This window comes from Arthrobacter sp. NPDC058097, assembly GCF_042884885.1.
In the GTDB taxonomy this organism is placed as follows: domain Bacteria; phylum Actinomycetota; class Actinomycetes; order Actinomycetales; family Micrococcaceae; genus Arthrobacter.
In genome coordinates, this window is sequence record NZ_JBHVSZ010000003.1 from 374,067 (window position 1) to 386,153 (window position 12,087).

At 66.8% G+C, this 12,087-nt stretch carries 8 protein-coding genes and 1 rRNA gene; 2 read left to right on the plus strand and 7 right to left on the minus strand.

The features are described 5' to 3' along the window. Positions 1-116: 116 nt before the first annotated feature. Positions 117-1,106 carry an LLM class flavin-dependent oxidoreductase gene (locus ACFVTE_RS08190; RefSeq protein ID WP_387098999.1) on the minus strand — a complete coding sequence of 330 codons (990 nt, stop codon included), beginning with the start codon at positions 1,104-1,106 and terminating at the stop codon, positions 117-119. Positions 1,107-1,259: 153 nt separating this feature from the next. Between ACFVTE_RS08190 and ACFVTE_RS08195 the strand changes: the two genes are divergently transcribed. Then, entirely contained in the window at positions 1,260-2,984 is a 1,725-nt protein-coding gene (locus ACFVTE_RS08195; RefSeq protein ID WP_387099001.1) for a helicase HerA-like domain-containing protein, read from the plus strand. Between the two features lie 129 nt (positions 2,985-3,113). Continuing rightward, positions 3,114-4,106 (plus strand): hypothetical protein, encoded by a 993-nt coding sequence (locus tag ACFVTE_RS08200; RefSeq protein ID WP_387099003.1) that lies wholly within the window; start codon positions 3,114-3,116, stop codon positions 4,104-4,106. A gap of 59 nt (positions 4,107-4,165) precedes the next feature. Here the strand turns inward: ACFVTE_RS08200 and ACFVTE_RS08205 are convergent, their stop codons facing one another. The 6 genes from ACFVTE_RS08205 to rrf all read right to left on the minus strand — a co-directional run bounded on the left by ACFVTE_RS08205 (position 4,166) and on the right by rrf (position 11,798). Next, on the minus strand, positions 4,166-4,516 hold the full coding sequence (locus ACFVTE_RS08205) for an endonuclease domain-containing protein (protein ID WP_387099005.1): 351 nt from the start codon (positions 4,514-4,516) through the stop codon (positions 4,166-4,168). A 714-nt stretch (positions 4,517-5,230) separates the two neighbouring features. Next, positions 5,231-7,231: an NHL domain-containing thioredoxin family protein gene (locus tag ACFVTE_RS08210; RefSeq protein WP_387099007.1), complete on the minus strand. Its 2,001-nt coding sequence runs from the start codon at positions 7,229-7,231 to the stop codon at positions 5,231-5,233. Further along, the gene (locus tag ACFVTE_RS08215; RefSeq protein WP_387099009.1) at positions 7,231-9,393 is read right to left on the minus strand and encodes a cytochrome c oxidase assembly protein; all 2,163 of its coding nucleotides are present in this window, start codon (positions 9,391-9,393) and stop codon (positions 7,231-7,233) included. The genes ACFVTE_RS08210 and ACFVTE_RS08215 overlap by 1 nt, the downstream gene beginning before the upstream one ends. A gap of 116 nt (positions 9,394-9,509) precedes the next feature. Beyond that, the gene (locus tag ACFVTE_RS08220) at positions 9,510-9,794 is read right to left on the minus strand and encodes an HU family DNA-binding protein (protein WP_003803320.1); all 285 of its coding nucleotides are present in this window, start codon (positions 9,792-9,794) and stop codon (positions 9,510-9,512) included. A 256-nt stretch (positions 9,795-10,050) separates the two neighbouring features. Further along, positions 10,051-11,361, minus strand: a complete 1,311-nt coding sequence (locus ACFVTE_RS08225) for an ISL3 family transposase (RefSeq protein ID WP_387099011.1) — start codon at positions 11,359-11,361, stop codon at positions 10,051-10,053. A gap of 320 nt (positions 11,362-11,681) precedes the next feature. After that, a 5S ribosomal RNA gene (gene rrf, locus ACFVTE_RS08230) occupies positions 11,682-11,798 on the minus strand. Positions 11,799-12,087 lie beyond the last annotated feature (289 nt).

Below are 12,087 nucleotides of genomic sequence, written 5' to 3' on the forward strand. Positions count from 1 at the left end.
CCGCTACATTCAACCCAGCCGGCAATAAGTGTTTGTATTGAGACCTTGCGCCCTTAAAGCTAGGTTCCGCCTCCGGCCGGAGTCAACAGATATGAGTTGAAAATCGGGGCCTTGACTCAGACGCCCACAAGTCCGGCCACCTCTGCCAGGAGCTCCACCGAGCGCAGCCGTTCGGCGGTCCCGGTGCTCTGGTGCGCCACAATGAGCTCGTCGGCGTCGGCGTGCCGGGCAAAGCCGTCAAGGTACTCCAGCACGACGTCCGGGGTGCCCACGGCCGAGTACTTCATCATCTGCGACACGTGCTGTCCCTGCGGCGAATCCAGGATCATGTCGGCTTCGTCGTCGGTGAATTGCCGTCCGCCGCCGAAAAACAGCGAGACGCGGGCCCGCATCGTGGCCCGCAGCATTTCCTGGGCGTCCGAGGCAGCATCGGCGGCCACCACGTTCACGCCGGCGATGACGTACGGCGCGGACAGCTGCTCGGACGGCTTGAATTCCCGGCGGTACACGGCGACGGCGTCCTGCAGCGCATTCGGCGCGAAGTGGGAGGCGAAAGCGTACGGCAGCCCCAGCTGGGCCGCGAGCCGTGCCCCGAAGAGGGAGGAGCCCAGGATGTAGAGGGGCACGTTGGTTCCCCTGCCCGGCGTCGCCTCCACGCCCTGCACCCGGGTGGGCCCGGTGAGGTAGCCCTGCAGTTCCAGGACGTCCTGCGGGAAAGTGTCGGCCGAATGCGGGTCACGGCGCAGGGCGCGCATGGTGTTCTGGTCGCTGCCGGGCGCACGGCCAAGGCCCAGGTCGATCCGGCCGGGATGCAGCGTCTCGAGGGTACCGAACTGCTCCGCGATGGTGAGCGGGGAATGGTTGGGCAGCATCACGCCGCCGGCGCCCAGCCTGATGCTTTGGGTGTGCGCGGCCACGTGGGCGATCAGCACGGACGTGGCGGACGAGGCGATGGAGGACATGTTGTGGTGCTCGGCGTACCAGACGCGCCGGTAGCCGAGCTTTTCGGCCAGCTGTGCCATGGCGACGCTCCCGGCAAAGCTCTCCGCCGCCGTCTGGCCCTTGCCGATGGTTGCCAGGTCGAGGATGGAGAGGGGAACAGTCACGGCAGGATGGCCTTTCGTAGGGGGTGCGCAGCTGCCGGCCCCACGGTGGTCCGGCACGTAAGGAACAACGACGGCGGAGCCCGGGTTATTTCTTTCTGAGCCGGTGACGCTGTCCACATATCCCGTCCATTGACCTCCCGCTATGCTGGCGGCATGGCCAACAAGTCCACCGCAGATAAAGTAGCCACCATCCAAAAGGGATATGCCCTGGAGGGTGCCACCATCGAGCTGGGCGCCGCCATCGTGGACGGTGAACTGCACAAGGACGCTCCGGTCCGGCTGCCGCTGTCCATGATGAACCGGCACGGGCTCGTGGCCGGCGCCACCGGCACTGGCAAGACCGTCACCCTGCACATGATGGCCGAGCAGCTCTCAAGCGCCGGCGTGCCCGTTTTCCTGGCCGACATCAAGGGCGACCTGTCCGGGCTGGCCACGGCGGCCGCCGGGAGCGACAAGCTGGCCAGGCGGACCGAGAGCATCGGGCAGGCCTGGTCCGGGAAGACGTTTCCGGTGGAGTTTCTGGCCCTCGGCGGGGACGGCGACGGCGTCCCGGTCCGCGCCACAATCACATCGTTCGGGCCCATCCTGCTCTCCCGCGTCCTGGAGCTCAACGACACCCAGGAATCAAGTCTCCAGCTCGTGTTCCACTTTGCCGACAAGAACAACCTCGAGCTGGTGGACCTGAAGGACCTGCGCGCCGTCATCCAGTTCCTCATCTCCGACGAGGGCAAGGAAGCGCTCAAGGACCTGGGCGGCCTGTCCAAGGCCACCGCCGGCGTCATCCTCCGCGAGCTGGTGACCCTCGAGGTGCAGGGCATGGAGCGGTTCTTCGGCGAGCCCGAATTCGACACCGCCGAGTTGCTCCGCACGGCACCTGACGGGCGCGGCGTCATCAGCTGCCTGGAACTGCCCACGCTGCAGACCAAGCCGATGGTCTTCTCCACGTTCCTTATGTGGCTTCTCGCCGACCTGTTCGAGGACCTGCCCGAAGCCGGCGACCTCGACAAGCCCAAGCTCGTGTTCTTCCTGGACGAGGCGCACCTGCTCTTCAACGACGCCTCCAAGGCCTTCCTGGAAGCCATCACCACCACCGTCCGCCTGATCCGCTCCAAGGGCGTGGGCATCTTCTTCGTCACGCAGACCCCCAAGGATGTCCCCGCGGACGTCCTCGGGCAGCTGGCCAACCGCGTCCAGCACGCCCTCCGGGCGTTCACGCCGGAGGACGCTAAAGCACTCAAGGCCACCGTCTCCACGTTCCCGGTCAGCGACTACGACCTCGAGGAAACCCTGACGTCCGCGGGCATCGGCGAGGCCGTCATCACGGTCATGAACGAGAGGGGAGCGCCGACGCCGGTCGCCCTCACCCGGCTGCGGGCACCGGAATCCGTCATGGGTCCCAGCAGCGCCGAACTGGTCAGGAGCACTGTGGCGGGGTCGGCGCTGCTTGCGAAGTACGGGACTGCGGTGGACAACGTCTCAGCGTACGAGAAGCTGACCGGCAAGGCCGGGGCGGCCACCGGCGCTGCTGCGCCCGGTCAGCCGCCGGTGCCGTCGCCCGAAGTGTTCGTTCCCGGCAGTCTCGGCCCAACGGCCATCGACGACGAAGCCCGCCGCATCGAGGAGGAGATCCTCGGCCGTCCCAGCAGCAGACAGCCGCACAGCCAGACCGGCACCGGGCGGGCAGACGGCATGCCCGTTCCTCCGCCCCCGGCCAGGCGCCAGGCTCCCCCGTCCGGCGGCATGATGGACGACATCACCGGCGCCCTGGGCGGGGCCCTTGGCAGCGGCCTGAAAAGCATGGCCCGGTCCATGGGAACCCAGCTCGGCAGGGAGCTCCTGCGGGGCGTCTTCGGCACCTCGTCCAGGCGCCGGCGCTAGCGGAAGGCAGCGCCGGAAGCGGCGGGTGAGCCCCCGCCGTCGGGCATTCCTGCACGCTGGCTAAGCGTCACGTGGACCGCCCTTACTCCAGAGTTGCCTGGCGTTGCAGGTAACGTGGGGTGCGTGCAAATGAGTCAAGCGTTGGTGAAGACGGCGGCCGGATGGCTGCTGGGCCTCATGCTTGCCATCGTTGGCGCCATCATTTCGGTCAATCTGGTCAACTCCTCCGTGGCCAGTCCGCAGCAACCCGTGCGCGAATATTTGGAGGCCCTGCAGCATGGCGAAGGCGAACGGGCGCTTGGCCTGCTCCGCGCGTCGGTGCCGGACGCCGACCCTGCCATGCTCGACGGCACGGCCCTGCAGACCGCGGCCTCGCGCATCACGAACGTCAAGCTCGGCGCCGCAGTTGCGCGCGGCAGCAACCGGGTGATGGTTCCGATGGACTACACCATCGACGGCAGCCAGCTGCACACCGAGTTCCTGCTGGAGAGCACCGGCACCGAATGGCTGTTCTTCCACAAATGGTCCTTCGTGCCCACCACGCTGCCCACCGTGGACGTGACGGTGGTGAACTCCAGCGAGGCAACGATGAACGGCGTGCCGGTGAACATGCCCGGCGGCCACAACAGCTTCTCGGTGTTCTACCCGGGTGAGTACGAGGCGTCCCTCAACGGCCAGTACTTCGCGGCTCCCCCCACCCGCGCCACGGTCTCCGGGCGGGAGGCCCCCGCCGCCCCGCTGAACCTGCTGACGCATGCCACTGATGAGCTGAACCAGGCCGTGTCCGCCCGGGTCAAGGAGTTCCTCGACAAGTGCGCCGCGGAAGCCGGCCAGCAGCAGCGGCTCCAGCCCGACTGCCCGTTCTACCACGTCACCAACAACCGCGTGGTGGACGGAACCATCAAGTGGAGCATCACGGAGTACCCGAAGATCACCATCGAGCCCTTCGACGGCAAGTGGGTGGTGGCGCCGCTGGACGGCAAGGCCAAGATCACCGCCGAGCAGATCGACCTCTTCACCGGCGCCGTCTCGCCGCTGGACGAGGAGCACGACTTCAGTTTCACCACGCGTTTGGACATCGACGGCGACACCATCAAGGTCACGCCGCTGCTCAGCTTCTAGGCTCGCTGCCCTCCGCGGTCGGCTGGACTGGCCCATCTTCAATGGCCAGTCCCCCACCGTTACGGCCTCAGCAACCGCCTGTACGGCCCGAAACCGGGCTGGTCCGGCTGCGGCCAGCGTGATGAACCACGGGCTAGGACCTCCCGCACCTGCGCCAACACCGCTTCCGGCGCGTGAACGACGTCGTCATAGAAGAAGCGAAGGACCGGCAGCCCCCGCACGGCGGCGGCATTGTCCCGCCGCCGGTCCTTCTTGAACTGTCGCGACTCGAGGTGGAAGGCGACTCCGTCGAGTTCCACGATGAGGAAGCCTTCCAGCAGGAAGTCCACGGTTCCGATCCCATCGAGCCAGACCTGGGCCTCGGTGGCGATCCCCGCCTCACGGAACAGAACGCGGGCCAGAGTCTCCAAGAGTGAATCGGAGCCCCGTTCCACCCTTGCCAGTACGTCCCTGGCCTTCCCGCAACGGTTACCGGTGAGATGCCCGCGCAAAAATGTGGGGTCGATGTCTCCGCGGTTGTATGCGCACTCCACCATCACCAGCGATTCCAGAGGCGGCAGGCAGAGCAGGGATTGGAGCAGAACATCTGGTAGCGGGGCGACGGTTCCGTGGCGTCTCGGTTGCGTCAGGGCAAGTCGGTGACCGACGCAACCGTCTGCTGCCCGGCCGTTGCTGTGCCAGTAGTGGGGCTGCGTTGCCGGGCGGAGCTGCCACAGACCAAACCTCGGAGCGGTAAAAATGCAAGTGAGGAGGCCACGCACACGTCCCGCCGCCACCAGTTCAGGGTCCGCTCCGGCCACGGCAAGCAGCCCGCGCTCAAGCCGCAAGACCGCACCGCCCCGGACGGCACGGCGAATACTTACCTCTGAGGCGCCCCTGGCCAGCACGTCCCGCGTCAGCAGCACTCCGCCAGCGGATTTGATGATGTAGGCGGGATCCACACCTCCACCCTGCCTGCCGCAGGACCCCCGTGTCCGGCGTTATGTGTTCTACGTGAACAACCGCCGTTCCCCGGCGGCCGGGCAGGCCCAGTTTTGGACCCGATCCAACGACAGCGGCCCGGCTTTCGCGTCACAAGGGCGGAAAACCGGGCCGCTTCAGCCGTGCGGAGCTTTAGGGGGACCTCAGTCCATGCCGCGCAGATCCAACACCAGGTCCGTGTCACCGTCGGCCTGCAGCACCACGGGGATGCCCCAGTCCTGCTGGTAGAGGTGGCACGCGGCGTGGTCCGGGATCTCGCCGTCCTCCGTTTCCGGCCCGTCGCAGGCGGCAGCGCGGGCCGTAATGTGCAGGATGCCCTCCGGAACGTCTGAGGCCAGCTCGAGCGTGCGCAGCAGGCCCACGGAGGTCCCGCAGCCGGACACGAGCAGCTCCGGCGGCGTGGAGGAGATCTTCAGCTGCGTGGGGTCGCCCCAGCGGTCATCAAGCTTCTGGCCGGTGGGCGCCGTGAAGCGGACCGTAAGCTCCAGCAGGCCCGGCGCCACAGGGCTCTTGGGCCGGTGCGTCTGGGCGGCGCCCTCGTCCACCTGCTGCGCTTCCTTGGGGATGGGCACGTACACGAGCTGGTGCTTGTTCGCCTCTACCACCACCAGCAGCGGCTCGGAGCCCGCCACCTGGGTGTGGTCGACAATCACGTCGGACGGCTCGGCCAGGCCCCGCGCCAGCGTGGACACGGTTCCGGCGGCCGGGTCGTAGCGGCGCACGGCACCGTTGTAGGTGTCGGCGATCGCCACGGAGCCGTCCGGCAGCACGGTGACACCCAGCGGGTGCTGCAGGCGCGCCTCGGACGCCTCGCCGTCACGGAAGCCGAAGTCGAAGAGGCCCTTGCCCACGGCGGATTCAACGGTGACGGTTCCGTCGTCGTCGATCACCAGCTTGCGCAGGGCAGAGGTCTCGGAGTCGGCCACCCAGATGTTTCCGTCGGCGTCCTCGGCCACACCCGACGGCTGCGCGAACCACGACTCGTGGGCGGCGCCATCGAGCAGGCCTTCCAGCCCGTTGCCTGCAACGATCGAGACATCCCCGGTGAGGGGTTCGTAGCTGAAGATCTGGTGCACGCCCGCCATGGCGATCACCACGGCGTTCAGCTTGCCGGACCAGACGACGTCCCACGGCGAGCTGAGGGCAACATCCAGGGGGTGGTCGCCCAGGCGTCCGGTGAAGCCGGCCGCGTCCTCGTCCACGCGGGCGGGCCCGGTCTCAAGGAGCCGCTGCACGCCGCTGCCGACGAGGGTGGTGACGGTTCCGTCGGCGAGCGACAGTCCCCGCAGGCGGTGGTTGACGGAGTCGGCAATTACGACGTCGTAGCCCGTCTTCGCTGCCACGTCTTCCGGCAGCAGGACAAGACCCTGAGGTTCGTTGAACCGGGCGGTGCCGGCGGCGCCGTCGGCGTGCCCCTTCTCCCCGGAACCGTAGGTGTTCAGCACGGTGTGGAAGTCGGTGCCGAGCTCCAGAACGCGGTGGTGGCCGGTGTCGGTGACCAGCCAGGTGCCGGCGTCGGACGCGGTGCCGGCGGCAGCACCGGCGTCGGACGCTGAACTGGCGGACGCGGAACCCCGGCCGGCCGGAAGGTAGAGGGCCTTGCCCGGGAAGCGCAGGGTTCCCGACGTCGGCTCCGGGGCCACGTACGGGCCGTTGCCGCGGTGCAGGGTGCCGCGGGCCTCGTGCTCGGCAATCAGCTCGGGAATGAGCACGCCCAGGCCGTCAGCGTGGCCTTCGCCCGACAGGTGCGCCACGATGTAGCCCTCGGGGTCAATGACCACCAGCGTGGGCCAGGCGCGCGCCGTGTAAGCCTTCCAGGTTTCCAGCTCGGGGTCGTCCAGGACCGGGTGGTGGATCTCGTAGCGCTCCACGGCGGCGGCCAGCGCGACAGGATCGGCCTCGTGCTCGAATTTCGGGGAGTGCACGCCCACCGTGACCAGGACATCGGAGTACTTTTCCTCGAGCGGCCGGAGCTCGTCCAGCACATGGAGGCAGTTGATGCAGCAGAAGGTCCAGAAGTCGAGAAGCACGATCTTGCCGCGCAGGGCTTCCAGGTCCAAAGACTTGCCGCCGGTGTTCAGCCAGTTGCGGCCCACCAGTTCGGAGGCGCGGACCCGGAGGTGGGTGCGTACGGTTTCGCTCATCAGCGTCCTTCCAGCTTTGAGTTGCGTTCAGCCAGCTTGGCGTCGCGTTCAGCCAATTTGGCAAACATATCGTTGTAAGCGGTGAGATCGGCGTCGTTATTCCTGTCGGCGGCCCGGTCGGTGCGCCGGGTTTCGCGTTCGTCGGACCGTGACCACATGATGGCGACGCCGATCGCCACCAGCACTGTGGGCACTTCGCCGATGCCCCAGGCCACTGCGCCGCCCATCTGCTGGTCCAGCAGGGCAGAGGCCCCCCAGGTGCGGCCGAGGTTGCCGAAGTAGTCCGCGGCCAGCAGGTTGGTGCCGCCCATGATGGACACGCCGAAGAAGGCGTGGAAGCCCATGGTTGCCAGCAGGAGCAGGAGCCGGAGGGGGTACGGCGCGCGGCGCGGCAGCGGGTCGGTGCCGATCATGCTGAGCACGAAGATGTAGCCCGTCAGGGCAAAGTGCAGGTTCATCAGCTCGTGCCCCACGTGTTCGCGCATCGCGAGGCTGAAGGCGTCCGAGTAGTAGAACAGCACGATGGAGCCGGCGAAGTTGGCCGCCGCGAACAGCGGGTGGGTGACCACCTGCGAGAACTTCGAGTGTACGAACAGCAGGAGCCATTCCCGGAGGCCGCGGGACCCGTCCCTCCTCGCCGGAAGCGCCCGGAGCGCCAGGGTCACTGGGGCACCGAGGACGAGGAAGATCGGGGCCACCATGGTGAGGGCCATGTGGTCCACCATGTGCGCTGAGAACAGTACACGGCCGTATACCGACGGCGGTCCCGACGTGATGTAGGTCAGCACCAGGAGGCCGATGATCCAGTTCGTCGTCCGGAACCAGGCCCACTTGTCGCCTCGTGCGCGGACCTTGGCCACGCCCAGGAGGTAGGACACGAGGCCGAAGACCCCGACGGCGATCCAGAGCCAGTCCAAGCGCCATTCGGTGAACCAGCGTTCGGGCGTCAGTTCCGGCGGCAGCTCGTAGCCGGAGAGGATGAAGGCCGGGGACGCATCCGCGGCGTAGGTGGCCGGCTCCGGCGGCGCTGAACGGCCCAGTGCGACGGCGATGCCGGACGTGGCGCCCATGATGAGGAGTTCGATGAGAATGAGCTGCCAGAGGACCCGCCGTGCGGACAGCGCCGCCCCAGCACGGGCCAGCTGCGGGATGACCCACTGCCGGTGCATGAAGCCGATTCCGCCCAGCACCAGTGTTGCGGCGGACTTCGCCAGGATCAGCTGCCCGTAGGCCGAGTCAAAAAGGTCAGCCCAGCTGGTCACCCGGATGCTGGCATTGATGACGCCCGATGCGAACACCAGCGCGAAGGCGAAACCGGCGAGCGAGGAGAACCGACGGAGAACGGGTTCGGTGATGTCCTGGCTTCCCGGCTGGGACATCTGGCCGCTGCGGGCAGGGTTGCGCGTGGCGAGGGCACCGGAGAGGAGGGCCAGCAGGATGATGCCGCCCACCCAGACGCTGACCCCCACCAGGTGCAGGCCCAGCGAGTTGATGGCGCCCTCGTGGTCGTTGGAGCTGGCGGAGTGGCCGATCAGGGCGGTGGGAACCAGCCCGATCAGCGCCAGCAGCAGCGTGAACGCCAGGCCCGTCAGCGACCGCACCCCGAAGAGGGCGGTGGTCACCACGGCGGCGATGATCGTCACGGCCAGCCAGGCCCGCCCGGTTTCAATGTCTGTCATGAAGTACACGAGGGCACGGGTGAACTCGGCATCCCCGGAGATGCCCTGGCCTGCCACGTCAGAGTACGTCAGCACCAGGACGGCGATGGCGGACAGCGTCCACGCCACGCCTGCTGCTGCCGCAATGGCCAAGGCGCGCGTGAAGGCCGGGTGCTCGGGAGTATCGGCGTCCTTCGACCGGGCGTCACCGAGCCTGTGCGGCAGGATGCCGGCGGCGAAGATGAGCCCGCCGATTACCGTTGCCAGGGAGACGTTGTGGATGGCCTTGCTGACCGGCAGGCCCCACCGGACCAGCGCACCGGGGTCGGAAACCTCGCGGGCGGCTGCGGCACCGGAGAACAGCAACGCGGCCACCAGCCCCAGGAAGAGGGCACCGAGTCCGGCCAACTGCCAGGCCCGCTGAATGCCGAAGGCACTGTCAGTGGCCCGCGTGCCCGAATCGGGCGCGGGTTGCGGAGTTAGGGGTTTTGCTGCTGAGGGCACCTATCCATTGTCCGCTACCGCCGCCACGGCGGCGAATCGAGTGTCTGGCGGATCCCGGGTTAAATGCAAGAGGAGCGGCACCCACACGGGCGCCGCTCCTCTGAGCTGTGTAAAGACTACTTCTTGGAGACAGCGGCCTTCAGCTTGGAGCCAGCGGTCAGCTTGACGCTGTGGCCGGCAGCAATCTGGATGGTCTCGCCGGTCTGCGGGTTGCGGCCGGTGCGGGCTGCACGGTCGGTGCGCTCAACTGCGAGCCAGCCGGGGATGGTGATCTTCTCGCCGGCGGCGACAGAAGATTCGAAAACCTCGAACAGTGCATCGAGCACGGAGTTGACGGCTGCCTGGCTGGTGCCGGCCTTGCCTGCTACCTCGGAAACAAGTTCACTACGGTTCTTAGCCATGTATGTCCTCCTGGACGCTTTTGATTCTGGATCCTGCATGCGGCGTGCGTGCAAGCCACTGTTCGAAAACTTACCAGCTTGCACCGGCGAGGGGGATAAATTCCGCGTGTTTCCGCCACTTTTTGACCTAAATCACCGGTATTTCAAGGATTTCCAGCCAAATGCGGCCTCCGCCCCGGATCGACGCTCGCGCTTGGTGCCTCTGCGGCCGGACCTTTCTCCGAAGAGGGGCCGCTGGTTTAACGGCCCTTCGCATTTAGGCATGGTTTGTCTGGTTGATTCGGTAGGGGCGGTGGCCGCCGGCTGCGAGTAGGCATCGGAGTCTGTAGTTGGTGAAGTTGCGGAAGCCGCGGGCTATTCTGCGGGTGGTTTCGATGACCCCATTGATCGCTTCGGTGGGGCCGTTGGAGGCGCCGAAGGTGTCGAAGTAGGCCAGGATCGCTGCCTTCCATTGTTTGAGTGTCCGGCCGAGCCGGGCGACTTCCGGGATCGGGCAGGTCGGGAATTGGGCCATCACCTCGCTGACGAGTTGGCGGCCCTTCTCCGGTCTGGCGTGGTAGATGTTTCGGAGCTTCTGGTAGCACTGCCAGGCCAGGCTGACTTCGTGGTCCGGGTCCCCGAGGGTGAGCTTCGCGTCGAGCCGGGCGGCCTGTTTGTCGGTGAGGTGTTCGGCCCCGATCTGCAAGGTCCGGCGGATGCCGTAGAGCGGGTCGCCCTTGCGGCCGCGGTGCCCGAGAGTGTCCTGCTGGACCCGGCGGCGGACCTCATCGACCATGGCCGATCCGAGCTTCACGACATGGAAGGCATCCAGGACGGTGATGGCTTCGGGAAGTTCGTCGCGGATCGCGTTGGCGTAGCCGCGGAACGGGTCCAGCGCTGCGGTTTTGATGCCTGCGGTGAATTCCTCTCCGCGGTCTTTGAGCCAGTCGGCGTAAGCCTTCCCGGACCGGCCCGGGACAAGGTCCAGCAACCTGGCGTGGACAACACCGTGGGCGTCGCGAGTGTGGTCCACGATTCCGGTGACCATGCCGGTGCCAGGCGGGCCGGTGTGGGACCAGACGTGCTCGTCAACCCCGAGCGCGTCCACCCCTGTCAGCCGGTCCGTCTCTGCGATCCGGCGGGATGCTTCCACCCGGACAGCGTCCCAGATGGTGTGCCAGGAAACGCCGAGCTGGTGGGCCAGTGCCGAAACCGAGGTGTCGAAACGCTGCAGCGTATCGGTCGCCCACCCGACTGCCCTGGTCGTGAGTTTCGCTCGGGATACCGCCATCGGATGCTCCTCGGTGAACGTCGTTCTGGGGCAGTCAGGGTCCGGGCATCGCCAGACGCGCTTGGCCCAGAGCAGCCGCACCGGCCGCCCGAAACACGGGATGTCGTGGAGCCGGACCGGCCGACGGCCGTGGCCCACCGCCACGACGCCGCAGTCCGGACAACCGGTGACGTCTTCCCCGGTCTCAACCCCCAGGACCAGGCCGGCCCCGGTCGCCGTGACAGAGCTGATGTGGATGCCCTCAACACCGAGCAGCGTATCCGCGCGCGTGCACCACCGGCCGTGGGAACAAGACATAGAGTTATTCATGTCAGGGTCTCTTTTGGATATTGGTCTGCTTGGTCGCAACCAATTCAAAGAGGCCCTGACCTCTTTCCTGCCGCACCACGCCGTACCGGAAACATCCAACGCCACGGCGGAAGCCTCAGACCGCCCTAACCACGCTCATCTGCGAAGGGCCGGTTTAACCTGTCGAAACCGGGCCGTGGGCATGATGGTTGGGCCTGTCGAAACCCCCGGGCCGCTGTCCGCAGGGGGTGTGCCTGGAGGACTCTGTCACGAGGTCTTAAATGCGGGAGAGCCCCAACCGTGTGGTTGGGGCTCTCGACCTAATGGTTGTCCGGCGGTGACCTACTCTCCCACACCCTCCCGGGTGCAGTACCATCGGCGCTGTGGGTCTTAGCTTCCGGGTTCGGAATGGGACCGGGCGTTTCCCCCACGCTATGACCGCCGTAACCCTGTGTCCCGTCCCCCGGGGGCGTTGCCTGGGGGTGGGAAATCTGTGGTTACACGTTCCTGCACCGGTTCCCCGCTGGGGGTGGTGGTGCAGTTGTGGTGTTGTTTATTTAGTTGTTGGTTCCGTGTGACCGTGCAAACCCGGCTCGGGTTTGTTGGTTGGGAACCACATAGTGGACGCAAGCATGCTTGTTTCTTGTGTGGTGTAAGTTGTTGGCCTATTAGTACCGGTCAGCTTCACGAGTCGTTAGTCCTCGCTTCCACATCCGGCCTATCAACCCAGTGGTC